Source organism: Pseudomonas putida, from assembly GCF_028682455.1.
GTDB classification, from domain to species: Bacteria; Pseudomonadota; Gammaproteobacteria; order Pseudomonadales; family Pseudomonadaceae; genus Aquipseudomonas; species Aquipseudomonas putida_AA.
Genome location: NZ_JANHLD010000001.1, coordinates 783,075 through 807,805, shown reverse-complemented (window position 1 = coordinate 807,805; position 24,731 = coordinate 783,075). Strand labels below are relative to the sequence as shown.

The following is a 24,731-nucleotide window of genomic DNA, read 5'->3' as shown; positions in this document are numbered from 1 at the left end:
CGTCATGCACCCCCACCTGGTGGCTGCCAGGAACCGCCCGGCGCTGGGTATGCGGTGGCCACCTGCTTGACCCCGGCATTCGATGTCTCCGCCGTGGCTTGCGGATCGGCCTGGTCGTCCTTCGGCGGCAGTGTCGTCGCTTGCGTCTCGACGATCAGGACCTGCTTGAACACCGCAGTGACCATCAGCGTGTACTCGCTGCGCTCATCCGTAGTCACAGTGAGGCTGCGCATCAGCATGTTGCTGTAGAGGCGCTTTCCCGTTGACACGTCAAAGGGAATGCGAGACTCCTGCAGAGCGAGAAGTTGGTTGTAGATGCCGGAGACGTAGTCAGAGCCGAAGGCATCGCCGCCGGTAACGGCTGATACCAGCCCTTTCACTCCAGCAAGAACCCCGGCCAGGCTCGCATTGCTCCATCCGCACTTGACCAGAAGGTCGGGAGTTCGCTTGTAGGAATGGTCGGTGATGTTCGCCCCGATCTCCACCGGATGCTCAGTGATCTGAAGTTCGTCGCTGGAGACCTCCTCCAGGGTCACATGAGCAACCAGCGTGTCGATAGAGCGTTTGGGGTCGATGGTGATGAAGCCAGCAAAATTCGGCATGTCAGTTCACCGCTGAGCTCATGTTTCTCACCATATCCTGATTGACCCTATCCTGATTTGCCCCGACAGCGTTGGCTGTCGAGACTGGGTCGCCTGTACCGTTGACGTTGATCTCGGTCTTCTGGGTGATTTGCACTGCTGCTGCCCCTCGAATGGCCGCTGCGGCATCTGCTTGCGCTGGACGCTCATAGTATCGAGACACCGTAGCGCCAGCCTCCTGCGCGGTTTGTGCGGCCTTAAGTAGCTTCCCAGCCTTTTGCTCGGCCCCCTCAGTCAGCTCGTACTGCACGAATTCAAGCTGCTTGACCAGGTCGGCACGCTCATCCCGAAGGTTGAAACCAGCCCACTGCTCAAAGGCCTTTTGCCGGTCCGGATGCCATTGCGCTATACCGCGTGCGCGCCCAGCATCCCCCAAGGCTTTGGGGTTGTATGCGCTTTCAGCCCCGAGATTGGCAGAGATACCGGCCGCCTGGTTCCGTGTCCAGCCTTGCTCTTCAAAGAAGTCGGCGACGAACGTCGCCATGTCTATGCCACCCGGTAGCGCCTGGCCAGCCTGCTCTCCTGACATGATCGAATCAGCACGCTTTTGAACGTCCTCCTCAGTCACTTCGATAAACCAACTGAAGGGGTTGTTCTTGAGTTGTGTGCGAGCAAGAGCCACCGCTGCCTCTCTTGACCCGGCGATTGCCTTTTGCTGCAGGTCCTGGGCTGCCTTCTCGCCTTCCGACTGGTCTCCGCTGAGCAGCAGCGCTGCTGCACCAGCACCGGCAATTCTGGTACCCAAAGCGAGAAATGCCCTGGACAGGCTGAGTATCCCCCCAACCAGTGAAGCGGCTCCCAGCGCCCGGAGCAGGACAAGCAGTGCAATGATTTTGGTGCTCCAACCGTCTGTTGCCTCATCCAGCCCAACGAAGAAGTCCAGGATCTCTTCCAAGTCGGGGCCGGCCTTCTCTACCAACTCCACCAGCTTGACAGTGATATCCGCCACTCGGTCGGCGATCACCGGTCCATTCTGCTCAAACCACTGAGCGAAGCGCTCGAGGTCAGGCCCAAGCTTGCGCATCAGCGCTGACTGCACCAGCACCGAGAACGTCTCGAACTGCAGCCCCACTTCCCGTAGGGTCTCCATGAACGCGTGCGCGTCACGGGTGGCCTGATCAAGACCAGATTGGCGCAGCTTCGCCCGATTTTGCTCAAGCTTGCGCCCGAACTCATCACTGCGAATCGCCCGCAGGGTGTTCTCGTCGATACCCAGTACGCCGGCATATTGGTTTGCCTGGTACCAGGGCATAGCCCGCAGCTTGTCACCCACCCCGACCAGGAGGTCGGCAGTGTCTTTGAGGTTGCCGTTGGCATCCCGGGTCTGGACACCTATCCCCTTCAGGAAGCTTTCACCGCCTGGATTCTCGCGCAGAAAGCGTGCCATGCCCTCAAGCGAACCACGTACCTCGTTGGCTGATGCGCCCAGGTCGCGGGCTGCATAGTCTGCCGCCTTGAGGCTGTCTGCCGATGAGCCGATCCGCTGCGACGCGAAGTACAGGCCCTCAAGGCTGGACGCGAAGGCAGAAACACCGGCCGCAACAGTGAGGGACGCCCCGGCAATAGTGGTGACCAGTCGTGTAACAGCCTTGGTCGCATTGTCGATGCCGCCGGTGAAGGTTTTGAGGCTTTTCTCGTCCTGCTTGAAGCCAAGGCTGACCAGAAACTCCTTGATGACGTCTTGATCAGCCATTGCTGTCCTCCAGGGCCTTGCGCATGCGCGCTTTGTTCTCGGCGCGCACCAGGAGCGCATCGTTCATCAGGGCGATATCCGCGAGATTCAGCGTGCCGTCTTTCAGGGATTCGTACCGGCACAGCCCTTCAAGAACCGGCAGCAGTAGCCAGTCCTCTCCGCCAGGCAGGCGCTCAAGCTCGACCGTTATGCCTTCGGAGTGCCCTGGCCGGAAAGCATCCCGCTGATAAAAGGGCCGAGGGATTCCTTGATGACGCGGAAGGTGAGCTGGAGCATGACACCCAGGTCCATGTCGTCGAACATGCAAGTGCTCTGGCTGCTGCTCCACACCGGCATCCAGCGATCACCTTGCTTACGCTGGACAACCGTCAGGCAGGTGCCCAGGATGAACTCTGCGGCCTCATCCGGCATGGCGGCGATGCCATCAGCGAACGGCGCCATGACTTCAGCCATAGAGCCAATGTCGCCGCTGAGCGGGCTCTTGGAAGCGCTCTGCTGAAGCTTCAAGAACACTGGAATCAACGTCGGGATGATTGGAGCGACCTTGCGTGACAGGTGGAACTGCTTGAAGGCGTCCAGCTTCCCGATCCGATAGGTGCTATCACCCAGGTCGAATTCGCTCATCAGTAGGTCCCCAGGATTGCGTCAATCTTGATCGAATCGAACACCCACTCGACGATGTCGCCATCCTTCCGATAGTTCAGATCCGGCCGCTTCTTGAATGCACAGCTCCGGCAGCCGATGGCATCGCCGCTGGCACTGTTCGTGATCGTGATGACGTTCTGCCCCCATAGGCTGGAGCTCAGGCTCTGCGCGTCGTACAGCGCCATCAGCTTGGCGTTGACCGGGGATGTCTTGAGCAGGCGAACGGTGACGGTACCCGACTTGTCGGCGTGCAGTGAGTGCATGCCTTCGCCATCTGCACCAATCAGCATGGTGTTTTTGTCGCCTACCTGGGCAATAGAGATGCCCTCCTCGGCGTTGGCAGATCCGGCGCCAAGGTCAATCACTGCACCGGCGCCGACCAGGGTAGCGTTTACATCGAGAAAGCTATAGGTGGTCATGAATGATCAGCTCCGATCAGCGGTTAACGTTGACGATGACGTCGGCGAAATGCACCGCGCCCGCCAGTTTCAAGGCGACCTGGATAACCGGCGCCTTGCGGGCCTCGCGGTCTGCCTGCGACTGGCTATCGATGGGGTTGGCGTAGACGTAGTAACCCTTGGTCAGATACTGGCCCGAGGTGACCGCGCCCACATCGGGGCCATTCCACTGACCCGGCGCCGACAGACCGTTATTCACCGCCTGGTCACAGCGTGAGTCGATGGTGGTGACGATCCGGTTGATGCCCTGGTTGGTCTGCGGAATCTTGGTAGGGCTGGTGTACAGCAGGTTGTAGACGGCGGTCTGCAGGTCGTTCTGCAGCCAGTCCAGACCATGCACTTCGTCAAAGAAGTACCCGTTGGCCATCACGCCTTCCTGGATGATTGCCGTGTCGTTGTTGTAATTCACGAACACGTTGCAGTTCTTGGCCTTCAGGGCGGCCGCCTGGGTCGTATTCAGGCCCTCTGCGGTAACGCCAGGTTCCTGTTTGAACTTCAGGGTGATGGTCGTGTTATTGCCTTGGAAATTGACCGTAAACGCCCGACCGAAAATCGACGCTGCGGCATACGGGCTGGAAGACGAGAACTGGCAGAAGGTGCGCTTGTAGTTCGCAACCTTGAGCTTGTAGGCCATGTCTGTGGTGCTGGTTGGGTCCAGCGCGATCGCAGCCTGGGTAGTTACGCCAAAGATGCGCGACGGGCTGGCACCTTCGATGAACGCTGCCACGCCGAGTACATCGGCGTCGCTGGGAGAAGTATCCGCAATCTGCAGGCCATACCAGTTGCTCGACAAGCTGGCCAGGCTGGTAACGCAATTGATCAGCGTCTCGGCGACAACACCACCCACCGGTGCAGACGCCACGCCGGTGACCAGGCCGAGAAGCGCGGAGACGTCCGTTCCGGTACCGGTACTGCTGGCATAGGTCAGCGTCGAGGTGGCGCCAGTGGTAGGGCTGGTGATCTCGAAACGGCTGTAATTGGCGTTCCAGACGCAGGTAGCCCCAGCGAGCGCCGTGGTAACGATGGATGCGACGGCGTTCAGGTTGGCTGCCGCACTGAAGTTCAGGGCGGAAAGGGTTTTCAGCGTCCCATCGACGGTGATTTTCATCGAACCGGCAGTGATAGCGGTGAAATTCGCAAGCGCCTGCTGCGCGATCGACAACGCCCCGCCATTGAGGCGCGCCGACGATGGCGTCTTGGCCCAGCGGCCGATGTACAGAATTGCAGGCTGCGGTGACTGGCTGAAGAACAGGTTCGCGGCCAGGTACTCGGGTGCAGTAGTACCGAAATCAGCCGCCACTGCATCCGGGGTCGAATAACGGCGGATGCGCTCGTTCGTGTCGATCACGTTCGAAGCGCCCAGGATCAGCAGCGCCCCGAAGTCTCGAGTTGCGGCCGCCTTTGGAGACATGACGATCTGGACGTTTACAACGTCCGAAACGGCGAGAGTAGGCATTGATTTCTCCGGGGATGGTGATCAGTCGACGATTGTTGGCTCAGCCGACAGGATGTTGAGGACTGGGTAGACGCGAATGACCTGGCGTCGCATCTGGATGGAAATGTCGTAGCGGCGCACCCATTGCTGGTTGACCAGTTCCGGAGCCGGGAGGACGTCCGACGCGCCAATGAATGCCATGCGCTGGGCGCGGATGGCCTCGCCGTTCTGCGGGATAAAGATCCCGTCACGGAGAATTGATGCATACGCCTGGGCCTGCGGGCCGTAGAAGCTCGCCACAACCCTGAGCTCTTCGTGCATTTCGTAGCTGTCGTGCCCGTCCGCACCGCCGTCATGAGTCACAGACGGGTATGCCACGGTCTTGGTGCTGTGGACGCCTATCGCGCACCAATTAACCGAAGGCTCGGGCTGTTTGGGGATCTTCTCTTGCCACCTGGGCCGCACGAACTGCCCGGGTAGACCGGTGATGCCTTTGACCATGCCTTGCAGCACGTCCTCAAGCTCGACGTCCTGAGTGGGCGCAGGCGCACTCACCGGCGCCAGATAACCGCCGGTTGCGGATGTATTCGCCATGAGTCATCCCTTCAGGGGTAGGAGGTCGCAGGTCGCGCAGACAAAACCACGCCCGAAGTGGGCGTAATCGTTCACGTTGGAGACGGTGTATTGCTTGCCGCGCCAAGTCACCACGTCGGCGGTGGTGTCACCAGAACCGGCAGTAAGCTGGAAGATGGTATGGATCAGGATTGATCCTTTCTTGCGCTCGGCACCGGCCAGGCGTTCGAGGATGTCGCCCTTATCACTGGTCACAACACCAGCAAACGACGTAACCGTTTCGGCGACTGTAGGCCTGCCGTTGTCGCCTACGGTCTGGACAGATCGCGTGCAGGTCAGCCCTCTGTCCATGAAATCCGGGTCAAGCAGGATTTCAGAGACATCGAGCTGCGCCATGATCTATTCCTTTTTGCGGATAACGTAGGTGATGGAGTTGCGTAACTGCCCGGTATTGATCAGCGGCTGAATGCCCGCGTCAGCCTGGGCCTGCGCCGGTGATGTTCCCTGAGCGACCAGATCCAGGTACTTCTGCTCTTCCACGCGCATGGACTGCGTGTTGCGGTTCTTGCGCCGGTTGCGGATGGTCGATGGCGAGAGCGGTTCGTAGTTGCTGCTGGTAATGCGGTTGCGTGCACCGGCCTGGGCAATCAGCCCGGCGGCGTTGAGCTCTGCATCAAGCTTTCCGTCGTCTCCCTTCAGGGCGGATGATGCGGCTTTTTGCAGATGGTTACCGATGCTTTCCCGCTGATCCTCGACGCCGGGCTCAAGGAATGGCCGTGCGGGGATATTGGCCTTGGGCGAGCCGTACTCATGGATGTAGCCGAGCTGAGCGTTGTTGATCGGTTGTCCCGGCTCACCTTCGCTTCTTTCGGTGGTGGTTGCGGGGATGCCCACCAGCACCTCTTGACCTACAAGACGCTGGATGGATGCCAGGACCTTCCCGACATTGTCCTTTGTAACCGTCATGGTCATAGCTGGATCCCCACAGAGCCGATCATCCTGGACAACTGAAGGAACTGAATGCCGTAGGTGGTCAGGTTGAAGAACCCGCCGTCCTGCAGCGCTACAGCGCCTGTGTCGTACCCGGCACTGACCTTATCCACCGCCTTGCTGGTGAGCGGTCCTTTGACCTGGCCAGGTGCGCCGCCAATAGCTGCGGAGGCCTGGTTGCCAGCGGCCAATGCCAGGTTATGGGCCGTGAACAACTCCATGCCGATATCCAGGTAGTCGCACCAGCGATCCGGCGGAAGCGTCTTGCTCGCCAAGTCCAGCCAGAGATTCACCGCATGATCAGGGTACTGCGTGGTATCGGCGAACTCTGGAAAGTCCGCTCGGAACTTGGCTGCATCCATGGTCCTATCCTGTCTAAGGCGTCGGCTTAGGCCTTGGCCACGCGCTCGCGTAGGGTTTCGAGCTTGATGTTGCCGCCGACGTTGATGCCCTTGGCGGCAAGCTCAGCGATCAGACGCTTCTTCTCGTCTTCTTCGCTTTCAGGCTCGGCCACTTCGGGCTCCAGGTGCGCCAGGACAAACCAGTGATCGACATATTGGTCGTCGATCACCTGGGTGCCGGCGGCAAACTCGATCACGCCGCCCGGGGTGTTCAGCTTGAAGGGCTTGATCACATTGCGCTTTGCCATGATAGAGCCCTCAGATGCCGTCGCGATAGCCGATGGTTTCTGGATAAACCACCTCCACCACGCCCAGGCGGCCGTAGTAAGTGGTGATCTGGCGGATGCCGCGGTATTCCAGCGGAGTGCGCTGCAGCGGCACCAACGGGAAGCGAACGCGGTCGACTTCGTTGGTGTACGCCATCATGCGGTTGCGGTTGCTGGTACCGCGGTTGGTCAGCCACTTCAGCGGCTGGATGTTCAGCGGACGGCCGTTGATGGAGTTCGACAGGCTGTTGATGCGCAGGAACTCCAGCACCGAGATGTTGCCGGCGTCGGAGACGATCCGACTTACCAGCTGACTGAATTGCACTGGAGGAAGGCGCAATTCAGTTGGGCAGATGGCGAATGCAGAGGCAGCCCACACGCTGTTCAGCAGGTCGTTGACGTCGACCAGGATCTGCGCCGGGGTGGCGGTTCCCCAGGTGCCGGTGATAGCGTTGCTGACGTTGGAGACCGCAGCCGAGTTGACCAGGCCGGTTTCACCCAGATCGGTGTCACCGACATAAACCTGCTCGTCGATGTCCATGTTGTGCTTGAGCTGCATGCCGGTGAATTTCTGGCTATCGACCGGGCGACCCAGCTGCTGAGCAGATGCCAGTTCAGGCAGCGTCCACGACAGCTCCATGCCCCACAGAGTCAGTGGCTTGGCGGTCTTGCCGATGTCCAGGGCCATGCTCGCGATGGCGCTGGATTCCTTACCGATCCAGGCCTTTCCGTTCGGATTGGTGCCGCCGACAGCGGCGAAGGTGCTGTTGGTGAAGCTGGACAGCTCATCAGCAATGCTCACGTCTTCACGCAGCATGATGTCGCGGGTCCAGGTTACGGAAGCCAACGGGCCGTGCAGGTTTTGGTCCAAACGCTCCAGCTCACCGATCAGGAACACGCCGGTAGAGTCGATGGTTGCCGCATCGAAGGTCTGAAGGTTGTCACGGGTTTGCGCACGCTTGATCGAGCGCGGCAGAATCAGATTGCTCATCGAGCGTACTCCTTAGATGTTGTAGACGATTTCGACGTTACCGGAGGCATCAGCCGCACCCATGAACTGGGCGGTGGTGATCGCGACGGTATTGGCTCCATCGGCTGCGGCTTCGATGCCTCCGATTGGCTTGCCAGCAGCGGGAACAGCCACGCGGACATACACCTGGCCATCTTTGGCGGCGGTACCGGCGTTCAGCTTCACGGTCATGTAGCCGCGACGCAGGACGTCAGCGACACCCTTGGTTGGCGGCGTCGAGGTACCGAGCGGATCGGAACCAGAACCACCGGTGATCGGGTACGAGCGAACTAGCAGCCCGTATTCAGCGCCAGCAGCATCGCCAGCACCGAATGGCACGAACTTGTCGCCGTCGATCTTGCCGAACAGGCCGAAGCCGACGAACGGCAGCGACGGGTTCAGAAACACCGGCTCGATGGTCGATTGACTGGCGCGGGTCACGTCACCAGGAATGCCCGCAGGCATGCGGTACAGAAATGCGTTGCTCATCGGGATTCCCCTTACTGACGGCCCTGAGACCAGAATTCGCGGTTGCGCTTGTTGATGTCGGCCACGCTTGCAGTGCGCCCGAAGTCCTTGGTGGTGATGCTGTTGCGGGTGCCAGCGGCATTGTTGCGCTGCCTGGCGAGCTCACTGGCTCCAGTGAACGCAGCGGACACCTGTTCGGGCGTCATCTGGTCCAGGGCCCGCCCCATCAGGAATGGCTCGACAACAGTCTTGCCGCCGTCGGTGGCCATGGCCGTTTTCAGCGCCTGGCGCTGGCACGCGCAGATGTGATCAGTGGTTTTAACCTTGCTGTCACGGGTAGCGAAGCTGATGCCTGGGGCCAGGATCTCCGCGCGGGAGCGCAGATCCGTCAACAGCACGGCGTCACCGGTGTAGGTCTTGCCGCCGGCTTCGCTGGTGTGCTCGGCCTCTTCGGCATTGAGAATGTCGTCTTCGGTCTCGCTACTGTCGTCATCCTCATCTTCGTCCTTGGTCAGCTCATCCACCTTGCCTTCCATGTCGCCGACACGGGTGGACAAGGAGTTGACCGCCTTGAGAATGGCGTCGAGGGTTGCGGAGTCGCCGGTCTTGGCTTTCTCTTTGCTCTCCTCTTCGGCCTCCTCGTCCTCGGTCTTGGATTCCTCCAGGGCCTCTTCAAGGGCGGCTTCGTCCTTCGCCTTGAAGGCAGTGCGGACTCGATCCATCCAGGTGCGCTTTTGCGTCTTCGCGTCTGTCGTTCTCATTTCGTCAGAATCTCCAATTGCACATCGCGGGCCGCAGCGGCCACGCTCTACCAGGGCTACGTGGTTACCCACGATGTTTGTCTGTCGGCCGCGACCGACTGCCAGCTGTTCGTATTCGGCGTCGTATCCGCATGACACCTGACGTAGGCCGTTTCGGACGTCCTCAATGGCTGCTGAGTCGGTGATCAGCAGATCCGCGAGCATCAGGTCGCTCTCGACACCATCACCTCGGCGGACGTTCTGGGTAATGCCCATGCTCAGCTCGCGCCAGTTCGATGGGTTCACGAAGTCGTCGGGATGCGTCAGGGTTACCGGCTTGCCTTCAAAGCTGGCGATGGTCTCGGCGCGGAACACCTCATCGGCGTTGCGCTCAATGGTGACCAGGCCGCCAGATCCACCCTCGATGAGAGGACCGTCTTCGTTTACCAGCTCGCTCTCGTCGTAGAGCAGCGTGCCGGTGCGGGCGATTGGAACGGCTTCGCACAGTAGGAAGCCTTCAGGGGTCATGCTCTGCCGCGCACTCAAGCGCTCAGGCGCAAACCAGCGCCCGGCCTCGTCCTGGGTTCTTGACCTGGTCATTTCGCTGGCCTCGACACTGGCTTGCCGATCCGAAACGCCCAACTTGGCACCCAGATGTCTAGTCCCAGCAAAACACGGGCGTGGTTGACCAGCACCAGCAGCGGGCCCATGCCGCGCCGCATGCTGATCTGCACTGTGATGGTTTCGGTTACCGGTTCCATTTCAGGCACTCATAAAAAACCCGCCGGGTGGCGGGTGTTATTCGGGGATGACCGGTTCTGGCCAGCACCTGCAGTTCGGCAGGCATCCGGCGTGACCGGTGAGCTTGTCCAGGGTCGGCGGTGAATCCCAACGCACAAACTTGCCCTCCATCTCCTTGTGGGAGTGGCGAACCGTTCCGTCGTGGGCTGTGCGCCAGATATAGCCTTCGCTTCCGACGGCCTTGGCCCGAGCCTCGGTGAGGGTTGCGGCTGTGCGTGACACTTCCGTTCGGGCGATCAGCTGCGCCCGACTGGTGGCCACCTCGCCGGAGCGCTGGATCTCCTTGGCGATCTCGCCTGCCCGGGTGCCGTCCTCTATGCCCTTGAGCGTGAGTTCGTGCACCCGCTGGGCAGCCTCCAAGGGGATGCTCTTGATCAGCGTCACCTGCTCGGCAAGCAGCCCCTGCATCGCGGCGCCGGTGTCGGCGTTGCGAATCTCGATGCCCAAGGCCCTGACCATCTCCTCCGATCGTGTTGCCCAGGCCTTGCGGTCCTGCTGGTTCACGTCGGCGATCATCCGGCCGGCAGTAGCAACGGCCCAGTCGTTCAGCAGGTCGGAGTATCTGCGCAGCACCTGGCTGATCGTAGGGTCAGCAGCAGGATCGCCCGGCGGAAACCCGTTGATGATCGAGCCGACCTGGCGCGCCACCTGGGTCAACGACCGTTGGTATTCACGCTCAGGCCGCCCGGTCTTTACCGGATTGCGGCGTTTCTTTCGGTCCAAGGTCCGCACTACGCTTTCTCCACCGGGCAAAGCGGCCCAAGGCGCACTCGCTGCCGACTCGTCTGTAAAGCGGGTAACCAAACACCGTCACTCTGACCATCTCGCCGACTACGCCTATCTTCAGGGGGCCAACCGAAATTGATGTACGACGGTCAGGGCTCTGCGCCTTGTTCTGGGGCTTTAGGCTTCTCGGAGGCTGGCAGGCCGGCATCGGCAAGTGCCTCTGAACCGGGGGGAGGATCGTTCTCAGCATCGTTGATGTCCTCGTCGGTGATGTTCGACCAGAGGCCAGTGGTTTGACTGGACTGGCGCAGTTCCTTCAGCGCTGTGGATCGACTGATCAACTGCGCCTCGAACGCCTCGACCACGGTCGATGTGTCCTTGCTGGCAATGTCGGCCTTCTCGGTGTCGGTCAACTGCCCCAGCGGGTTGAACTTGAAGTCCCACCCCTCTGGCATTGGCTTGCCAAGCACCGACCGCGACGCGACCTCCAGCAGCGTGGTCATACCTGGCCGAAGGTCGCGGTCCTGCCAGACGGCCACGTTGTCGTGGTAGGTATCAAGAGCACTGTCACCGTCGCTGTTCAGCCCGCCAGGAGACTGACCGAACAACCGCACCAGGGGCACCTGCAGCGCACCCGCTATCTGCTCGCCAAAGCTCAGCAGCACGTCGGACAGGCCCGTGAAGCTGTACTGGTGCGTCTCGAACTGGTCGGATGCATCCATGAGGGTCAAACCCTCGTTGGACTGGTACAGCCGGATCATTTCGATCTGCTTCACCACGGCCTCAAAGGCCTTGCCGCCAGTGGCGATCAGTTCGCGGAGCTTCTCGATCTTGTAGGTGCGCAGGTGTGCCTTGTAGACCAGCTGGGCAGCGCCGCTGCTGGTGCTGTCGAAGGCGATGAGACGATCCCACAACCGCTCCAAGACCGACTGCCCCCACCCGTTTTCAGCGATGCGCTGCCAGTACGGGAGCTGCACGCCCTCCAGGCGGATGACCCGGGAGTAGTGAATCTTCTGGTTGACCAAGGCCTGGGCATCAGCGAGCACGGTGTAGAACTTCGGCTTGCCGAGGTATGGGCCATATTCGGTGACCAGGTCCTCCAGCGATGGCTGAACCAGCCAACGGTCCAGCACCAGCAGCCCCTTGAACTGGCCTTTGCTGATGCTATCCAGACGCAGCGCGGTTTCAGGCCGCTGGCCGTCGATCAGCATCACCGCGATTGAGCCACCGTAGAGCCGTGACCATTTCACATTGTCGCAGAGCTGATTCCAGATCTGCATGCGTTCAAGGGCCTGGTTCAGCTTGTCCTTCTCTTCGGGCTCCATGTCCGACTGAAGCTCAATGCCGGCCCGGGTCATGTCCTGGGCGACCAAGTCGACAGCCATGCCAGCGATCCAGCTGGAGCGATATACCGCCTCCATCTGGATGCGGTTGCGGCTTACCAGGTCGAAGGTGTAGTGGCTGGCCGAGTTCTGGTTGTTGGCCTGGAGCCCAACGCGCGCGGCGAAGTTCTCGAAGCTGTCGCCAGTCATGAAGGATTTGCGGGCGGCGTCAGTCGCAGCGGTTACCTTCGCGGCTCGCGCCTTGATCTGATGTCTTTTGCTCATCCTGCCAGTCTCTGCCAAATGTCCAGTGATCGAGCCGCAGGCTGGAAACAGATCATCACTGAGTCAGCCAAGTTCGGAGATTTCGTGCCTTCGGGGGCCTTGTCGATGACGACCTTGCCCACCTGATTGATGGTGTAGGTTGGCTGGGACAGCTCCATGGTCAGCGCTGAGAGCTCTGGAAGCGTCGGCGAGATCGAGATGATGTCGTCGGGGTCAACCTCCAGCCCTTCAACCACGGCACGGTAGGTCGCCTGGAATCGCAACCTGAGCGCCCACCAGGCCTGGGCCTTGGCGTTCATGAAGAAGTCTTTGTTCTGGCGCTCCTTGACCATCTCGCCTTCAGGGTCGTGGACCGCACCTGAGCCTCGGAAAGGCTCGTCGTAGATGCGAGGGCGTCCAGCGTCATGGCGCGCCTCGTTGATCACCCGGGCATCACCACGCACACCCGATCCCAGACCGTCGGCGTCATAGTCGAACGAGTCGTAGCCGAGCTCATCACAGATCGAGAAGGCCTTGACCACAGTCGAGTAGATGTCACCGCCACGACCCGACCATGAGCTCAAGTGCTCCAGCAAGATGCCGTGGCGCCCGGCGAAGGCGTTCAAGTCCTTGCCTTCGTCTGCCACGTCCAGGCCAGCACGCTTCATGCCCGTGGGCTCGATACCCAGCTTCGTGTGCGCCCCGATGGCAGCCTGCACCCAGGCTGACGGAATCACCACGCCTTCGACCGAAGCCGAGTAGTTGATATCGATCTCCTGAGCCACGGTCACCGGGTCAAGGTCATTGACCTGCTTGGCGTACCAGGCGTCATCCTTCCGTGGGTCGTCGCGCCAGTGGAACGTGAATACCTTGATCTTGCCGCTGTGGCGTTTCTGGGCGAACGGGTTGCCCATGCTATTCGGCGTGCTGATGTCTTGTCGGCAGTTGGTGGTCGCCGACAGAGAGGCATCAACGAGCTGCGGGCGCTCAAGGAACGCAGACTCGTCCACGATGTAAAAGCTCGACCGGTCACCCCGGCCAATGCCGTCACCAGACTCACCGGTGATCACAGACTCGGTATCGGGGAACATGATCCGCATGTGCGGTGCATGCTTGTTGAGGTTCCAGCTCCCGCGAAATTCGACGGGCAACATGTCGAGGAACATTCGGGCTTTCCAGAACAGCGATTTGGGCGCGCCGATCTTGTCGACGTACTCCTCTTTGCGAGACCCGAACCCGACGACCATGCCGCGATTGAATAGGCATACGGTGTCGGCCAGGGCAATCGTCAGCCAGGACATACCCATGTCCCGGGTCTTTTCGGTGATGCCGGGTTCTTGGGACTTCCAGCGCTCCATGAACCATTCCACCCACTCTTCCTGCTTGGGGAACAGCAGGAAGGGGATGTTGGCCGGCAACCCGCGCTCAACGTTTCGAGGATCGAAGGTCATGCCCCAGTCGATAATGAACTGGGCAGGATTGTCCTTGTAGAACGCCTTCATGGCTGGAATAGCGCCGGGCGCCTTCCTGATCCGTTGCAGGCGCTCCGCCCGCCACTCGAATACCTGCCCGTAGTCCGGCTTACGGAAGTCGAACGGGAATGGAATCGGCATGACTTCAGCCCATCATTTTCTGGTAGGCCTTGGCCGCCTCCACTGGGTCATTTGGGAACGCAGCGTCAGCTGCGGATGGCGGGCCGCCAGCGTCATCGTTGGCGAGCCCGTAGGCCTGGCGCTCCAGAGTAATCAGCACCTTGAGGGTGTCGCCTAAGTCCTTGAGGGTCTTGGTGCGACCCGGCAGCGCGATGACCTTGTGGTACGCATCACTCAGGCGCGGGTCCTCGGGGTTATGGAGGATCTCCCCCAGCTCCTCGAACAGCACACGGTTGTCGGTCAATCCTTCCAGCTCTTCCAACAACCTGTTTGCCAGGTTCCGGTACCGGCGAATGTCAGCCCGGTGAGCAATGCGTATGTTGGCAATAACCTGGGCGTTGGCATCGACGATTCCACGCTCGGTTGCCAAGGTTTCCGTGGCAACTTCTTTGGCAACCTCTGACTTGGCAACCAGTGAATCGGCCTTTGCCTTGATCTTGGCCTGAAGGTCTCGCTCCCATCCGAGCGCCTTCGCCTTCTTCTGGATTGCGGTGTGAGAGACGCCGCAGGCCGCAGCAATCTCACGCACAGACAGAAGTCCAGCCCGGTAGAGCTGCTCTATGCGCTCCCAGTCTGGTGCCTGCTTCTCAGTCATTGGTTATCCTTTGCGCGCCACGAAATGGCACATGCGCTAAACGTGGCGCAGGCTACTGCTTGCGCCGCTCAATCCCGCCCGGACCGAACCGGCAATCCTTCAGGCAATGCTCGCACTTCAATGCTCGGCATAGCCAGATCTTGACCCGCTGCCAGTACATGACAATGAACATGTGCCTGACACCAGCGAAGGCCAGGGAAACGTACAGGGTTGCCTCGGCAGCACCTGAAGCGGCGAATGCGCGGTCAGGACGCGCCAGGATGGCGTAGCCGCTGAAAGCGATGACCGAGTAGATCAACTTGCCCAGGACGCCGTCGCGGACCTTCCCGCTCAGCACGCACCAGGTCGCCCATACAGCGATAACGCCGGCGGCATAGCCCGAGATGTATTCAAAGGTCATGGTGCGCCTCCCCCGAACTTGGACCGAATGAAGGCCCAGAGATCAGCGGCTTTGATGGCACGGGTGATCGCAGCGATTAGCGATCCGCCGAAGGTACCCAGTAGAAACCCAACCCCAGCAACACTCCGGGGCTCGATGATGCCGAAGTACGCGCTAACCATACCGGTCAGGTAATGCGCGCAGGCAGCACCAGTGCAGAGGAAGATCAACCAGGCCTTTCGGTCGGTCAGATCCTCCCGGTGCCACCAGCTGGCGACGACAGCCCCAATGAGGCCCGCAATAGCCCAGTCGAGTTTGTCGAGCAGGCGGTGAAAGAACTCCATGCGCTCAACCTCTTACTGAAGCACGTCGGTGATAAAAGGCCCGCCGTGAGCGGGCAAGTGTTGCCAGGAGCAGCACCGTGAAAAATGGGCACAAAAAAACCGGCTCAGCGGCCGGTTTCTTGGAAATGTTTGCCAAAGGCAAAACTGTAACGATGGGGAATATACTGCCTGAGCCGGACATTTGTCGTCAAGCAGCTATTTTCATTTCTTTTATCGCCAAAGAGACAGGCACCAAGGCATCCCGATCAAGGTCATTGCAGGCGTCGAAACAGGCTTGAACGAAGCCACCCCACTCCCTCGCCCACTGCTCCGATGAAAGCTCCAGGCCAAGCACCTGCAGCAACCAGGCGCGGAATGCCTCTGGTGTTGGGCAAGGGTCAACCCCCTCGCTCTGGCCGCCCTGGTGCATCCGGCGGTACCGGTAGAGCACACCAACGGCAACCAGGCGGGCTTTCTCGAACTTCTTCGCGTACATCTTCTGGCCTGCGGCATATGCAATCAGGAATACGGCATCTTCCGCTTCTTCCTTCTCGTCGTCGGAGGCAAGCGGGCTGTACATGAAGTTGCCAAAGGACTTGAGGCGGCTTGGGAGCGTGTCGATTGCCTGCTGGATGCGCCCGGCCACGGCCTGGTGTGCTGCATGGCTGGCGTTGGTCAACCGCTCGGTCTTCTGAATCATGCGGCCGAGCATCCCAATCTCCTGAAGGCAGGCGCCCTGGCTGTCCCTGGCCACGTAGAGGCTGTCGTGCCACACCGATCTCGCACTGTTCAGCTTCATCCCCGCTCCTCCCGCTTCCGGCGGTTGGCTATGACCATGCCCTTCACGATGCAATAGGTGCCCAGGATTGCCATGCCCAGGAGAAGCAGCTGGGCGGTGTCGAGTGGTGTCCAGTTCATGCTGCTTGCTCCTTCAGCTGTTTGATCTTTGCCCGGTACTCGGCCTTGATAACCCTGAGGTCTTCGATGGTGTAGCGCTGGGCCTCATGAGGGCCTTCAAGCCGGTCAACACGCTCTTGACCAATCTTCTGGATCAACCGCTCGCGGTATCCTTGGGCGACGGTGCGGCCCTTGGCGGCGTACTTGCCCGATCCGCCGTTGCAAGACTTGAGCTGCTTGTGGCAGTTGTCTTCGTCGAAGCGGAGTTCTGGATAGGCACCCCGACCGAGGAAATGGCCAGCGTCCCATTTGCCACCGGTAAGCCAGTCTTCGCCCGGGCCATAGCTGCCGCAGCAGATGCAGGGCTCGTCCTTGTCACGCAACCGGATAAAGGCGTTGAACTCGATCTGGGCTTCACGGATGTAATCCGCCCGGGTCTTGAGCCCCTCCTTGCGAACCTTGATCTCGCGGCGCTTGCGCTGGTCGATGGCCTTGCGGGCTTTGTCGTGATTGGCGGGCGCCAGGGCCAGGGCACACTTCACGCTGCAGGCCTTCTGCGTCGACAGCGATGGCCGGAACTTCCCGCCGCAGGACTTGCAGGTCTTCTGCTTCACTTCCTTGAGAGCTACGCGCACGGTTCAGCCTCCTTGGCTTTCTGCTGCTCGGGGGCGAAGTCGCCGCGCAGGGGCATGAGCCATTTTTCCCAGACGATGGCCTTGTCTTCGCTGACCACCCACACGACCTCGCCGCCTTCCTTCTCGTAGACGCCAGGGTCCATTGGGTCACGACGATCGACCGGGCCGACAAGGTGGCGGGAAACCAGCTCTACGCACAGGCCGATGGCTGGCGGGTAGGTGTGGTTGGTGACAAGCGCCAGATCGCCCGGCTTGAATTGATGGCTCATCAATACCGCCCCTCCCACAGATCCTTCTGGCTCCATCGAACCTGGTGCTCGGCGCCAAACGCCTGAATCCACTCCAGCAGGCTCGCGCACTGCTTCACGCTCAGCTGGCTTGTGCGCTCGTAAACGACGTCGAAGCCGTTACCGTCTACCGCTGGTATCAGTTGAGGCTGTTCGCCGCTCTCACGCAGCCAGGCGGCCGTCAGGAGGCGTTTCCAGATCAGGACGTCCCACTTCTTGCCGGCGTGCTCGACCTGCTTGGCGATATCGGACAGGCAGGCGTGCAGTTTCTTGTTCTGCTCGCCGCTGCGGTCCTGGTCCTTGATGACGATCTTCTTGGGGCGGGTGAAGTCCTGGGCCTGCAGGATGCCGAAGAGACGATTGGCGTCAGCCATGCTGTGCATCACGAAGTCAGTCATAGCGCTTCCCCTTGAGGGCGCAGATCTGCTTGTTCTGGCGGCGCAGCATCTCCCTCAGGCCGTCCTCCTGCCGCTTTGCTTCGGTGCGTATGGTCTCGTTCTCGGCTTTGAGACGGTCGACCTCCACCAGTGCGGCAGACCAGCTGTCGAAGCCGTGTGTCTCGCGCAGGTCGACCAGGTGTTGCTTGTGATCGCGGAGACCTTCGATTTCCGAATCTGCGGCAAGCAGCAGTCGTGCACGCGCCTCGCACAACTCAGTCAGGTGTTCGTTGTGTCCGATCAGGTCGGCTACCTCGCCTAGATCGAGCAAAGCTTTGGCCTTGGCCTTCTGCCGGATGGACTCGATCCTTTCTCTGCTCAGATTCATGCCATCACCGCCTGCCAGAAAGTTGCCAGGGTTGGGGATGTGGCCACCAGGCCTTTGCGCTTGAGCCTCTGGCATGCCCTGGAGACTTCCTCTCGGCTCAAGCGCACTGCGCCCGACATCGCCCACGCAGTAGAGCCCTGGCAGCTCTGCAGGTACTTCAGCACTCGCGCATCAGCCTGAGCGCGCTCCTCGCGCATCTTGTTGGTGTCCATCAGTGCTTCTCCTGCATGGCTTTGCCGATCTCGGCGGCGGCTTGCGTGATGACCCGGCGCGTTTCGATATCGCCCAGGCCAGCTACGTGCACGTTGAACGGCTCGGCAGTGAACTCGCGTTCCTGGTAGACCTGGACGGTGTCGCACTGCGGGATGAACTGGATGCAGATGCCAAGCTTCATGGCCAGGCGCAGCGCAGCACTGTCGTCGTCCAGCGGATTCCACAGCCGGTAGTTCGAGCGAGGCCCAATGCGCAGGCAGTTCCGCGCCGATTCGTAGCAGAGCACTGGGCCGATGCCGGCTGCCTTGGCGGCCAGTTCCAGCAGTTTTTGATCGGGCTTGTCCATCACACCCCCTCCCCGGCCGGCTGCCCGGCGCGCTTGATGTTCAACTTGGCGATTCGGTTCACGCGACACCTCGCTGAGAGATCCGAAATTGCTGGCGATCGAGAAAAGACTTCAGGGCCTTCTCGCAAATGGTTGGAGCCGGCAGATCCGCCAGGCACTCAGCGTTGAGCGGCGCGTGAACTTCTCGCAGCACGCGCTCCATGTCCGAACGGTCAGCGCGAACCAGGAACATTTCCTCCAGCACTTCTCCGACTTGGCGGACGTAGTCCAGGTCATCCTGTTGCACTGCCAGGCGCATTCGCGCTCCCATTTCGTGGTTAACGTGGTCGCGAACAAGGCGATGCAAGTCGTTCGGAGTGATGTTGCTATTCCAGCCGGAGGCCCCTCGAACGAGGAGGCCGCAATTGAACAACCCGCCTTGGTCAGACTCAGGGCGACCGACCAGGAACATCACCTCGCGGCCAGTGCGAGCCATCACCGCGTCAGCCTTCTGGATCTCTTCTTCGGTTGGCTGCTTGCCCTTAACTTCCAAGTAGATACCGACATGCGGCAGCCAGAAGTCCGGCAGGTAGCAGCCATCGTCGACACGAACCAGGTCCGGCTCGTACAGGTAAGTGATCTCAGCAGCGTCCATCAGCCGAGCCCACATCAGTTCGGTATAGGAGCGGAGCCGATAGCCGTTGTGGTGGTAGATCGTTCTGCGCTCTCTCATCAGAAATTCACCTGCACGACGTTGTCTTGGCGGGAACGGTTAGCCAGCGGCATGAACCGAGAGCGGTCACCCTGGAATGCAGTGGGGACCGTGCCGATCTCGCCGTCACGGTTCTTGCGGATCAGGATTTCCCCGATGCCTTTGTCCTGGGTGTTGGGGTGGTAGACTTCGTCGCGGTACACGAACATCACGATGTCGGCGTCCTGCTCAATGGCGCCGGATTCGCGCAGGTCGCTCAGTACCGGGCGCTTGTCTGGGCGCGATTCGCAGCCGCGGTTGAGCTGGGACAGGACGATCACTGGGCAATCCAGCTCGCGAGCCAGCAGCTTGATCTGGCGCGACATGGCGGTAACGTCTTCGGTACGCCCCTTGCCCTCGCCCTCCATCAACCCCAGGTAGTCGATGACCACCAACCCAAGGCCACCCATGCGATGGGCCTGGCGCCGGGCAATGGAGCGTATGCGCGGCATGGTCATGACTGGCACGTCAGATACGCAGATCGGCGCGTCACGCAACCTGAGAGTCGCTGCAGCCAATTCGGTGGAGTAGTCACTTGCACACTCGCCAGTCTTCAGCGATGGAAGCGGGATACCGCCCACCGCCGCCAGCAGGCGATCCATGAGCTGGGTCTTGGTCATTTCCAGGCTGACAACAAGCACCGGCTTGCGCTGGTTGATCGCCACGTCCGCAGCGACGTTCATCGCCAGCGTGGTCTTGCCCATCGCTGGGCGGCCAGCAACGACGACCATCTGCCCTGGCTTGAGGCCCTGGGTGTACTTGTCGAGATCAGGAATGCCAGAGCCCAGGCCATCCATCACTACGCCGCTTTCGAACCGATCCAGGCGCGCCTGCAGGGTCTCAATGTGCTCGGCGAGGATATCGCCGATCATCTGGCACTCGCCGTCGTTACCGGTGGCGTCCAGGCCCAACACGATGGACTGGGCCAGCGAGATCTTGTCCTCGATATCGGCCTGCTCATGCGCCACCTCGTTGATGCGCTCAGCGGCGGCGGCCAACTGGCGGCAGATAGCACGGTCACGGATGATCTGGGCGTAGGACTTGGCGTTTGCCACACTCGGGGTGTTCGCCTGGATCTCGCCGGCATAGGCCAGGGTTCTGGTGCCACTCGGAAGCTCTGCGCGGCGATCGCTCAGGGTGATCACGTCCACCGGCTGGCCGTCGGCGTGCAGCTCCAGGATCAGGCGGTACAGGTCGGCGCTGTCTTCCCAGGCGAATGCGTCGGCTGCCAGGTCGCTGGACAGCACGTCGATCAGGTGCGGCTGGCGCAGCATTGCACCCAGTACGCCGTGCTCGGCTTCGAGGCTGTGGAGTTCGTTCATTGCGCGGCCTCCGCAATTTCGCGGAACACTGCACGGCTGACCAGGGCCTCAAGGCGCGGGGCCACGTTTGCGCCACGGAAAAACACCTGGCTACGGTTGTTGGCCTTCTGGAAGAAGCCAAGCCAGAAGCCCTGGCCGCTCTGGTGGTCGGGCGATTCGTTCCAGCGCTCGGCGATCATGCTGCGCAGGACCCGGTCGGTTTTGACAGTAACCGCTGGCAGGCTCGGGCAGATCTTGTGGTACAGGTCGATGATCTTGTCGACGGGAACGCCGGCCTCGGAGGCGCCGTTCGGGTTGCGCTTGAACTCTCGGCCCAGCCAGTTGACCAGGAAGCGGCGCCAGTCCTTCTTCGGCTTGCTCCCGCTGGCCCAGGCGGCGGCACGCTTGATTTCGGCTTCAACGTCAATCGGTGCGTACGCTTGCGCCCATTTGGTGATCAGGGTGGTGTCGACTTCGAAGTCCTCCCCATTGAACGAAACTTTCGTGGTTTCGGTTGCCTCGGGCTCGAGCTGGGCGGGTTCAGCCCCCTGGGGGGCAGTAATCTGTTCCGTAGGAACAGTTACTAGGGGTATTTCTTTCGTATAAAGAAGGGAGTCGTCGGAAATTGGTAGTTTCGTTACCGTTGCGAAACTACCAATTTTGGTAATTTCGACTGATTTTGGTTGAGTCGATTTGTCTTTCTTGGGCTCCTGGTAAACCCACTCAGTCGGGTTACAGATGCCGATATCGCCACGGCTTCCGCCAACGCGGTACAGAACGCGACGAGCCAGAAGGTTACTGATTGCACGAGAGGCATGAGCAGGCAGGATGTTGGTCATCTTAGCCACCTCATCGGCAGTCACACGGCGGTGCTCAAGGTTGTAACCGACCACCATGCGGGTGATGGCATGCAGCGTTTTGAACTCCGCCGGGGACAAGTGCACTGCTGCCAGCGCATCCATCAGCTGATTGTCCATCCGGGTAAACCCCCTGGACTTGTCAATGTGGACGATGTTTGTCATGATTCTTCTCGCTGAACTTGCTGTAGAAAGAGCCGACCTCGTCCGTCGGCTTTTTTGTGCCTGGAATTCAGAGAGGGCCTCTGCCCTACCCTCAAGAGTCCCTCGCAGAGGCCCTTATTGGGGGCACAAGCTGCAAGACCTTCGCTTTCCGCCTCCCGACCTCGGAAAGCGCACCACTGGCAATTGATGCCTCGATCATTTCGTTGATGGCTCGGTCGAAGCTCCAACCGTTTGCGCTCATCAACCCCTCAACTTGTCGCCGCGTATCAGGCGGCAACCGTTCTAGCTCTACGGTCATTTGGGCCTCCAAAGGGCCTTCAGCCCGCGATATCTTCTTGCTTGTCCTGCATCAGCTCTTCGATAACGCCGTTGGCTACGGCCCACTCGATAATTTCGTAGAGGTAAGTGGCGTGCTGCATACGAGTCTTCGTTGCTGCCTTGCGGAGAATCCGGTCAAGAACAGGTTCGAAACGAACCTTCACCGGAATGGCGCGTTTCTGACTGGGGTCCTGATACATGCTGTGTTTCCTGTGTGGTTGAAATGGTTAGGCTGCGTTCTTCTGAGATGGGAACGGCCGCGTTTCCTGGGCGACGTAACTCCCATCCGGCTGCTCAACAACGCGAATGTCCCTTTTGGCAGTAAGCGCCTTGTGAATTGCCGGGGCCGTCACACAAAGAAGCCTGGCGGCCTCGGACTGCCCTTTTTCAGCAACGAACTTGTCGAGGGGGGTCTCTTTCATGATCTGGCCTCGGTTGTACATAGGCCGGATATTAACCATCGGTTGATTCTTTGTCCATACCGATGGTTTCTTCTATTTTTTAACCGTTGGTATACATTCGGCCAATGACCAAAAAACGAATCCTCCCCCCTGACCGCCTCGCTGAATGCGAAGCGGCGCATGAGCTGTTCTTGGCCAAAAAGAACGAAATGAAGCTCAGTCAGAAGAAGATTGCGGATGAGGCCGGGATGACCCCTGCTGCCGTGAATCTGTATTTCAAAGGCATCAACCCGCTGAATGCGAAGTTCGCTTCGGTTCTGGCTCGTCTTCTGGATGTGCCTGTTGAGAAATTCAGCCCCAGGCTTGCCGATGAGATTCGTGGCCTGCGCTCAGTCCCTGCCGGTGACACAGATCACAAGACCGGGGCGGCCGAAAAGGTAATGGCAATGCTTCGCGAGCACGCCGGAAAGAAGCTTGACGATGCTGCCCAGCAGAAGATCGCAGCAGCAGTGGCTGAGAGCCTGGCGGATGAACCGAAGACGAACGTGATCTCGGCGGACTTCTCCGGCCTGAAGGTCAAGAAGGATGAAATCTTCATCCCGCAGTACGACATCCGCGCATCAATGGGCCACGGCCAGGTCCCCCCGGATTACACCGAGGCGATCCGTAATGTGATCGTGAAGGAGTCGGTACTGCAGGAAAAAGGCGTGACCTACACGTCTCAGTCTGCGCTGGCGATGATCTTCGGCTGGGGTCAGAGCATGGAGGGCACGATCAACGACAAAGACCCACTTATTGTGGATCGGGGCGTAAACGAGTTCGTCGGGGAAGGAATCTATGTGCTGACCTGGCATGGCCACCTGTACATCAAGCGTCTGCAATTCCACGATGAAGAGCACTTCTGGCTGATCTCCGACAACGAGAAGCACAAAGATCAGCAGGCACGCATTGATGACGTGACCATTCACGCCAAAGTGCTGTTGATCTGGAATGCGAGGAAGGCGTAGCCAGCCTTCAAAAACTCACTGCGCCGGGGGAACAAGGAATGGACATCCTGCTTCAGAAAAGAATTTTTGAATTTGAAGCTGCCAAGCCCCCAAAGAATCTTTCAAAATTTGTTTGCAGGAGCGGTCGCCAGCGCAGTGACTTCAAAGACCCCAAGGAATGGGACCTATACGCGGCTCTGTACAAAACCTTGATATCGATTCGAGGTCATGAACATTACCCCATCTTGGCGAACCGATTGTTTGAATACCTAGATCGCCACCCTCCTTCGCTGATTCCAAATTCAAAATCACAAACGAATCCTCTCTCTCGCAAGGAAAAGAAGTTGCGGCGAGCCGAGAGGAGGGCCAAAGGCAAGCGAGGCCCAGGTTTGGCCGAACAGTTGAAAAAGGCTAAGCCTTCGACTGCCACCATGATCGAGACATGGAAATCCGCTCCAGTGATTGGGCTTGGATTGGAAAGCCGTCTTACGCCAGCCCCAAAGGCAAGGCGAGAGGATGTAAAAATCGACAGGCACACTCGGCCTATAAACAATCAGGATCGGCCTCACATCCTTTATGCTGCAGGCTGGTCGCTAAACTCAGAAGACTCATCGACCTAGAGCTTGAACGATGATTTTTTGCTCCCGCCGTGACCAGAAAGCCCGCCATGTCGCGGGCTTTTTTGTGCCCACTAGAAAGGCGGCCCCTCCTCCAGGTACTCAAGTTCTTCGGATGGCGCCTCGCGGTCATCGTCGCTTTGCATCTCCCATTCGATTTTCACGCTGCCGTCATCGTTGAAAGTCATCTCCAGGCCGTCCGTTTCGGAAAGCAGCCTCATGATTTCCTCCCACTCCGCCTCCCCGTCCGTATCGAGCCGATGAATCACGACCCAGCGCTGCTCGCGCGCGATCGGGTGATTAATCATGCTGGATACTCGAAGCCCTAGCCGCTCTAGCCCGGTCATCACTTGGCGCTCCTGCTGCGGCGCCGACTTCTTCTGCTTGGCCATGTCACCTCCTCATTAACTGTATATCCATCCAGTTATTCAGATCATATCTCACACCCTCGAAAAATAAATTAACCATCGGTATTGACGTTAATAATATACCGATGGTTAACTACATCCATCGAGGCGCTACACAGCCCCTCGGGAGGCCCTCAAGCCTCTCCGCTCTTTACACATCGATGGGAACCTCGCGGATCGATCCCGGCAACGGCACAGCGCGAGCAATAAATTCGATCCCCATGCCAGCTATGGAACTGGTGAACAGACCGCATTGCCTCTACCGGCGACCGGCGCCAGACAGCCCCGAAAGGCTGCCCACGACAGGGATCACCCTGTACGGCTGACGAAGGTGAAACGCCCTAACCGAGAGAACGACCCGGGCATGCAATGCGCCCCGCCACCCCGGCGGTAATAGGACAGAACGATTCACCTCTGCCGGCTCA

Annotated in this window: 37 protein-coding genes; 2 read left to right on the top strand and 35 right to left on the bottom strand. The window is 59.8% G+C overall.

The window, feature by feature from the left end:
- Nucleotides 1-2 precede the first annotated feature (2 nt).
- The 34 genes from NPS58_RS04040 to NPS58_RS03880 form a co-directional block, all read right to left on the bottom strand.
- A complete protein-coding gene (locus tag NPS58_RS04040; protein ID WP_274113745.1) occupies nt 3-602 on the bottom strand; it encodes a phage baseplate protein in 600 nt (199 codons plus the stop codon).
- Nucleotide 603: 1 nt separating this feature from the next.
- Nucleotides 604-2,334 (bottom strand): phage tail tip lysozyme, encoded by a 1,731-nt coding sequence (locus NPS58_RS04035; protein ID WP_274113743.1) that lies wholly within the window; start codon nt 2,332-2,334, stop codon nt 604-606.
- Nucleotides 2,327-2,458 (bottom strand): DUF6889 family protein, encoded by a 132-nt coding sequence (locus NPS58_RS29540; RefSeq protein WP_425313049.1) that lies wholly within the window; start codon nt 2,456-2,458, stop codon nt 2,327-2,329. Before NPS58_RS29540 ends, NPS58_RS04035 begins: the two co-directional genes overlap by 8 nt.
- A 62-nt stretch (nt 2,459-2,520) precedes the next feature.
- Entirely contained in the window at nt 2,521-2,958 is a 438-nt protein-coding gene (locus tag NPS58_RS04030; protein WP_274113741.1) for a phage tail assembly chaperone, read from the bottom strand.
- Nucleotides 2,958-3,398 (bottom strand): phage structural protein, encoded by a 441-nt coding sequence (locus NPS58_RS04025; RefSeq protein ID WP_274113739.1) that lies wholly within the window; start codon nt 3,396-3,398, stop codon nt 2,958-2,960. The genes NPS58_RS04030 and NPS58_RS04025 overlap by 1 nt, the downstream gene beginning before the upstream one ends.
- Nucleotides 3,399-3,414: 16 nt before the next feature.
- A complete protein-coding gene (locus NPS58_RS04020; protein WP_274113737.1) occupies nt 3,415-4,893 on the bottom strand; it encodes a DUF3383 domain-containing protein in 1,479 nt (492 codons plus the stop codon).
- Nucleotides 4,894-4,914: 21 nt separating this feature from the next.
- Complete coding sequence (locus tag NPS58_RS04015) at nt 4,915-5,466, bottom strand: phage neck terminator protein (RefSeq protein WP_274113736.1); 552 nt, start codon at nt 5,464-5,466, stop codon at nt 4,915-4,917.
- A 3-nt stretch (nt 5,467-5,469) separates the two neighbouring features.
- Nucleotides 5,470-5,841 carry a hypothetical protein gene (locus NPS58_RS04010; protein ID WP_274113734.1) on the bottom strand — a complete coding sequence of 124 codons (372 nt, stop codon included), beginning with the start codon at nt 5,839-5,841 and terminating at the stop codon, nt 5,470-5,472.
- A gap of 3 nt (nt 5,842-5,844) precedes the next feature.
- A complete protein-coding gene (locus tag NPS58_RS04005; protein WP_274113732.1) occupies nt 5,845-6,417 on the bottom strand; it encodes a hypothetical protein in 573 nt (190 codons plus the stop codon).
- Entirely contained in the window at nt 6,414-6,797 is a 384-nt protein-coding gene (locus tag NPS58_RS04000; protein WP_274113730.1) for a DUF4054 domain-containing protein, read from the bottom strand. Before NPS58_RS04000 ends, NPS58_RS04005 begins: the two co-directional genes overlap by 4 nt.
- Nucleotides 6,798-6,823: 26 nt before the next feature.
- The gene (locus tag NPS58_RS03995; protein WP_274113727.1) at nt 6,824-7,084 is read right to left on the bottom strand and encodes an STY1053 family phage-associated protein; all 261 of its coding nucleotides are present in this window, start codon (nt 7,082-7,084) and stop codon (nt 6,824-6,826) included.
- A 10-nt stretch (nt 7,085-7,094) separates the two neighbouring features.
- Nucleotides 7,095-8,093: a DUF2184 domain-containing protein gene (locus NPS58_RS03990; RefSeq protein ID WP_274113725.1), complete on the bottom strand. Its 999-nt coding sequence runs from the start codon at nt 8,091-8,093 to the stop codon at nt 7,095-7,097.
- A gap of 12 nt (nt 8,094-8,105) precedes the next feature.
- On the bottom strand, nt 8,106-8,600 hold the full coding sequence (locus NPS58_RS03985; RefSeq protein ID WP_274113723.1) for a structural cement protein Gp24: 495 nt from the start codon (nt 8,598-8,600) through the stop codon (nt 8,106-8,108).
- 11 nt (nt 8,601-8,611) lie between these two features.
- Complete coding sequence (locus NPS58_RS03980) at nt 8,612-9,919, bottom strand: DUF2213 domain-containing protein (protein ID WP_274113721.1); 1,308 nt, start codon at nt 9,917-9,919, stop codon at nt 8,612-8,614.
- Entirely contained in the window at nt 9,916-10,080 is a 165-nt protein-coding gene (locus tag NPS58_RS03975; RefSeq protein WP_274113719.1) for a hypothetical protein, read from the bottom strand. The genes NPS58_RS03980 and NPS58_RS03975 overlap by 4 nt, the downstream gene beginning before the upstream one ends.
- A 37-nt stretch (nt 10,081-10,117) precedes the next feature.
- On the bottom strand, nt 10,118-10,843 hold the full coding sequence (locus NPS58_RS03970) for a phage minor head protein (RefSeq protein ID WP_274113717.1): 726 nt from the start codon (nt 10,841-10,843) through the stop codon (nt 10,118-10,120).
- Nucleotides 10,844-10,995: 152 nt separating this feature from the next.
- A complete protein-coding gene (locus tag NPS58_RS03965; protein ID WP_274113716.1) occupies nt 10,996-12,453 on the bottom strand; it encodes a DUF1073 domain-containing protein in 1,458 nt (485 codons plus the stop codon).
- Complete coding sequence (locus NPS58_RS03960) at nt 12,450-14,045, bottom strand: hypothetical protein (protein WP_274113714.1); 1,596 nt, start codon at nt 14,043-14,045, stop codon at nt 12,450-12,452. The genes NPS58_RS03965 and NPS58_RS03960 overlap by 4 nt, the downstream gene beginning before the upstream one ends.
- Nucleotides 14,046-14,049: 4 nt before the next feature.
- Nucleotides 14,050-14,679, bottom strand: coding sequence for a hypothetical protein (locus NPS58_RS03955; protein WP_274113712.1), 630 nt, complete (start codon nt 14,677-14,679; stop codon nt 14,050-14,052).
- A 52-nt stretch (nt 14,680-14,731) separates the two neighbouring features.
- Nucleotides 14,732-15,079: a hypothetical protein gene (locus NPS58_RS03950; protein WP_274113710.1), complete on the bottom strand. Its 348-nt coding sequence runs from the start codon at nt 15,077-15,079 to the stop codon at nt 14,732-14,734.
- The gene (locus tag NPS58_RS03945; RefSeq protein WP_274113708.1) at nt 15,076-15,402 is read right to left on the bottom strand and encodes an MFS transporter; all 327 of its coding nucleotides are present in this window, start codon (nt 15,400-15,402) and stop codon (nt 15,076-15,078) included. The genes NPS58_RS03950 and NPS58_RS03945 overlap by 4 nt, the downstream gene beginning before the upstream one ends.
- A gap of 187 nt (nt 15,403-15,589) precedes the next feature.
- Nucleotides 15,590-16,180, bottom strand: a complete 591-nt coding sequence (locus NPS58_RS03940; RefSeq protein WP_274113706.1) for a hypothetical protein — start codon at nt 16,178-16,180, stop codon at nt 15,590-15,592.
- The gene (locus NPS58_RS03935; protein ID WP_274113704.1) at nt 16,177-16,299 is read right to left on the bottom strand and encodes a hypothetical protein; all 123 of its coding nucleotides are present in this window, start codon (nt 16,297-16,299) and stop codon (nt 16,177-16,179) included. Before NPS58_RS03935 ends, NPS58_RS03940 begins: the two co-directional genes overlap by 4 nt.
- A complete protein-coding gene (locus tag NPS58_RS03930; RefSeq protein WP_274113702.1) occupies nt 16,296-16,913 on the bottom strand; it encodes a recombination protein NinG in 618 nt (205 codons plus the stop codon). Before NPS58_RS03930 ends, NPS58_RS03935 begins: the two co-directional genes overlap by 4 nt.
- Nucleotides 16,904-17,182, bottom strand: a complete 279-nt coding sequence (locus tag NPS58_RS03925; protein ID WP_274113700.1) for a hypothetical protein — start codon at nt 17,180-17,182, stop codon at nt 16,904-16,906. Before NPS58_RS03925 ends, NPS58_RS03930 begins: the two co-directional genes overlap by 10 nt.
- Entirely contained in the window at nt 17,182-17,583 is a 402-nt protein-coding gene (locus NPS58_RS03920) for a recombination protein NinB (protein WP_374222558.1), read from the bottom strand. The genes NPS58_RS03925 and NPS58_RS03920 overlap by 1 nt, the downstream gene beginning before the upstream one ends.
- Before the next feature lie 7 nt (nt 17,584-17,590).
- A complete protein-coding gene (locus NPS58_RS03915; protein ID WP_274113697.1) occupies nt 17,591-17,965 on the bottom strand; it encodes a hypothetical protein in 375 nt (124 codons plus the stop codon).
- On the bottom strand, nt 17,962-18,177 hold the full coding sequence (locus tag NPS58_RS03910; protein WP_274113695.1) for a hypothetical protein: 216 nt from the start codon (nt 18,175-18,177) through the stop codon (nt 17,962-17,964). Before NPS58_RS03910 ends, NPS58_RS03915 begins: the two co-directional genes overlap by 4 nt.
- Nucleotides 18,177-18,524 carry a hypothetical protein gene (locus NPS58_RS03905; RefSeq protein WP_274113694.1) on the bottom strand — a complete coding sequence of 116 codons (348 nt, stop codon included), beginning with the start codon at nt 18,522-18,524 and terminating at the stop codon, nt 18,177-18,179. The genes NPS58_RS03910 and NPS58_RS03905 overlap by 1 nt, the downstream gene beginning before the upstream one ends.
- A gap of 58 nt (nt 18,525-18,582) precedes the next feature.
- Nucleotides 18,583-19,236: a hypothetical protein gene (locus NPS58_RS03900; RefSeq protein ID WP_274113692.1), complete on the bottom strand. Its 654-nt coding sequence runs from the start codon at nt 19,234-19,236 to the stop codon at nt 18,583-18,585.
- Nucleotides 19,236-20,576, bottom strand: coding sequence for a replicative DNA helicase (dnaB, locus tag NPS58_RS03895; RefSeq protein WP_274113690.1), 1,341 nt, complete (start codon nt 20,574-20,576; stop codon nt 19,236-19,238). The genes NPS58_RS03900 and dnaB overlap by 1 nt, the downstream gene beginning before the upstream one ends.
- A complete protein-coding gene (locus tag NPS58_RS03890; RefSeq protein WP_274113688.1) occupies nt 20,573-21,577 on the bottom strand; it encodes a replication protein in 1,005 nt (334 codons plus the stop codon). The genes dnaB and NPS58_RS03890 overlap by 4 nt, the downstream gene beginning before the upstream one ends.
- A 317-nt stretch (nt 21,578-21,894) precedes the next feature.
- A complete protein-coding gene (locus NPS58_RS03885) occupies nt 21,895-22,095 on the bottom strand; it encodes a hypothetical protein (protein WP_123108931.1) in 201 nt (66 codons plus the stop codon).
- Between the two features lie 27 nt (nt 22,096-22,122).
- Nucleotides 22,123-22,317, bottom strand: a complete 195-nt coding sequence (locus NPS58_RS03880; protein WP_274113684.1) for a Cro/CI family transcriptional regulator — start codon at nt 22,315-22,317, stop codon at nt 22,123-22,125.
- Between the two features lie 104 nt (nt 22,318-22,421).
- Between NPS58_RS03880 and NPS58_RS03875 the strand changes: the two genes are divergently transcribed.
- Both NPS58_RS03875 and NPS58_RS03870 read left to right on the top strand, forming a co-directional pair.
- On the top strand, nt 22,422-23,303 hold the full coding sequence (locus NPS58_RS03875; protein WP_274113682.1) for a LexA family transcriptional regulator: 882 nt from the start codon (nt 22,422-22,424) through the stop codon (nt 23,301-23,303).
- 38 nt (nt 23,304-23,341) lie between these two features.
- A complete protein-coding gene (locus NPS58_RS03870) occupies nt 23,342-23,902 on the top strand; it encodes a hypothetical protein (RefSeq protein ID WP_274113681.1) in 561 nt (186 codons plus the stop codon).
- A gap of 71 nt (nt 23,903-23,973) precedes the next feature.
- Here NPS58_RS03870 and NPS58_RS03865 read toward each other — a convergent pair whose 3' ends face one another.
- A complete protein-coding gene (locus tag NPS58_RS03865) occupies nt 23,974-24,291 on the bottom strand; it encodes a DUF1654 domain-containing protein (protein WP_274113680.1) in 318 nt (105 codons plus the stop codon).
- Between the last annotated feature and the right edge of the window lie 440 nt (nt 24,292-24,731).

What these genes read in the sequence shown, in the direction of transcription:
- NPS58_RS03920 (WP_374222558.1), bottom strand. Translation starts at nt 17,583, where the DNA reads ATGCACAGCATGGCTGACGCCAATCGTCTCTTCGGCATCCTGCAGGCC.
- NPS58_RS03870 (WP_274113681.1), top strand. Translation starts at nt 23,342, where the DNA reads ATGGACATCCTGCTTCAGAAAAGAATTTTTGAATTTGAAGCTGCCAAG.
- NPS58_RS03960 (WP_274113714.1), bottom strand. Translation starts at nt 14,045, where the DNA reads ATGCCGATTCCATTCCCGTTCGACTTCCGTAAGCCGGACTACGGGCAG.
- NPS58_RS03990 (WP_274113725.1), bottom strand. Translation starts at nt 8,093, where the DNA reads ATGAGCAATCTGATTCTGCCGCGCTCGATCAAGCGTGCGCAAACCCGT.
- NPS58_RS03935 (WP_274113704.1), bottom strand. Translation starts at nt 16,299, where the DNA reads ATGAACTGGACACCACTCGACACCGCCCAGCTGCTTCTCCTGGGCATG.
- NPS58_RS03995 (WP_274113727.1), bottom strand. Translation starts at nt 7,084, where the DNA reads ATGGCAAAGCGCAATGTGATCAAGCCCTTCAAGCTGAACACCCCGGGC.
- NPS58_RS03915 (WP_274113697.1), bottom strand. Translation starts at nt 17,965, where the DNA reads ATGAATCTGAGCAGAGAAAGGATCGAGTCCATCCGGCAGAAGGCCAAG.
- NPS58_RS04000 (WP_274113730.1), bottom strand. Translation starts at nt 6,797, where the DNA reads ATGGATGCAGCCAAGTTCCGAGCGGACTTTCCAGAGTTCGCCGATACC.
- NPS58_RS03965 (WP_274113716.1), bottom strand. Translation starts at nt 12,453, where the DNA reads ATGAGCAAAAGACATCAGATCAAGGCGCGAGCCGCGAAGGTAACCGCT.
- NPS58_RS04040 (WP_274113745.1), bottom strand. Translation starts at nt 602, where the DNA reads ATGCCGAATTTTGCTGGCTTCATCACCATCGACCCCAAACGCTCTATC.
- NPS58_RS03975 (WP_274113719.1), bottom strand. Translation starts at nt 10,080, where the DNA reads ATGGAACCGGTAACCGAAACCATCACAGTGCAGATCAGCATGCGGCGC.
- NPS58_RS04020 (WP_274113737.1), bottom strand. Translation starts at nt 4,893, where the DNA reads ATGCCTACTCTCGCCGTTTCGGACGTTGTAAACGTCCAGATCGTCATG.
- NPS58_RS04035 (WP_274113743.1), bottom strand. Translation starts at nt 2,334, where the DNA reads ATGGCTGATCAAGACGTCATCAAGGAGTTTCTGGTCAGCCTTGGCTTC.
- NPS58_RS04025 (WP_274113739.1), bottom strand. Translation starts at nt 3,398, where the DNA reads ATGACCACCTATAGCTTTCTCGATGTAAACGCTACCCTGGTCGGCGCC.
- NPS58_RS03905 (WP_274113694.1), bottom strand. Translation starts at nt 18,524, where the DNA reads ATGGACAAGCCCGATCAAAAACTGCTGGAACTGGCCGCCAAGGCAGCC.
- NPS58_RS04010 (WP_274113734.1), bottom strand. Translation starts at nt 5,841, where the DNA reads ATGGCGCAGCTCGATGTCTCTGAAATCCTGCTTGACCCGGATTTCATG.
- NPS58_RS03880 (WP_274113684.1), bottom strand. Translation starts at nt 22,317, where the DNA reads ATGAAAGAGACCCCCCTCGACAAGTTCGTTGCTGAAAAAGGGCAGTCC.
- NPS58_RS03955 (WP_274113712.1), bottom strand. Translation starts at nt 14,679, where the DNA reads ATGACTGAGAAGCAGGCACCAGACTGGGAGCGCATAGAGCAGCTCTAC.
- NPS58_RS03885 (WP_123108931.1), bottom strand. Translation starts at nt 22,095, where the DNA reads ATGTATCAGGACCCCAGTCAGAAACGCGCCATTCCGGTGAAGGTTCGT.
- NPS58_RS03925 (WP_274113700.1), bottom strand. Translation starts at nt 17,182, where the DNA reads ATGAGCCATCAATTCAAGCCGGGCGATCTGGCGCTTGTCACCAACCAC.
- NPS58_RS03910 (WP_274113695.1), bottom strand. Translation starts at nt 18,177, where the DNA reads ATGGACACCAACAAGATGCGCGAGGAGCGCGCTCAGGCTGATGCGCGA.
- NPS58_RS03950 (WP_274113710.1), bottom strand. Translation starts at nt 15,079, where the DNA reads ATGACCTTTGAATACATCTCGGGCTATGCCGCCGGCGTTATCGCTGTA.
- NPS58_RS03900 (WP_274113692.1), bottom strand. Translation starts at nt 19,236, where the DNA reads ATGAGAGAGCGCAGAACGATCTACCACCACAACGGCTATCGGCTCCGC.
- NPS58_RS04030 (WP_274113741.1), bottom strand. Translation starts at nt 2,958, where the DNA reads ATGAGCGAATTCGACCTGGGTGATAGCACCTATCGGATCGGGAAGCTG.
- NPS58_RS03890 (WP_274113688.1), bottom strand. Translation starts at nt 21,577, where the DNA reads ATGACAAACATCGTCCACATTGACAAGTCCAGGGGGTTTACCCGGATG.
- dnaB (WP_274113690.1), bottom strand. Translation starts at nt 20,576, where the DNA reads ATGAACGAACTCCACAGCCTCGAAGCCGAGCACGGCGTACTGGGTGCA.
- NPS58_RS03940 (WP_274113706.1), bottom strand. Translation starts at nt 16,180, where the DNA reads ATGAAGCTGAACAGTGCGAGATCGGTGTGGCACGACAGCCTCTACGTG.
- NPS58_RS03985 (WP_274113723.1), bottom strand. Translation starts at nt 8,600, where the DNA reads ATGAGCAACGCATTTCTGTACCGCATGCCTGCGGGCATTCCTGGTGAC.
- NPS58_RS03875 (WP_274113682.1), top strand. Translation starts at nt 22,422, where the DNA reads ATGACCAAAAAACGAATCCTCCCCCCTGACCGCCTCGCTGAATGCGAA.
- NPS58_RS03980 (WP_274113721.1), bottom strand. Translation starts at nt 9,919, where the DNA reads ATGACCAGGTCAAGAACCCAGGACGAGGCCGGGCGCTGGTTTGCGCCT.
- NPS58_RS03945 (WP_274113708.1), bottom strand. Translation starts at nt 15,402, where the DNA reads ATGGAGTTCTTTCACCGCCTGCTCGACAAACTCGACTGGGCTATTGCG.
- NPS58_RS04005 (WP_274113732.1), bottom strand. Translation starts at nt 6,417, where the DNA reads ATGACCATGACGGTTACAAAGGACAATGTCGGGAAGGTCCTGGCATCC.
- NPS58_RS04015 (WP_274113736.1), bottom strand. Translation starts at nt 5,466, where the DNA reads ATGGCGAATACATCCGCAACCGGCGGTTATCTGGCGCCGGTGAGTGCG.
- NPS58_RS03865 (WP_274113680.1), bottom strand. Translation starts at nt 24,291, where the DNA reads ATGGCCAAGCAGAAGAAGTCGGCGCCGCAGCAGGAGCGCCAAGTGATG.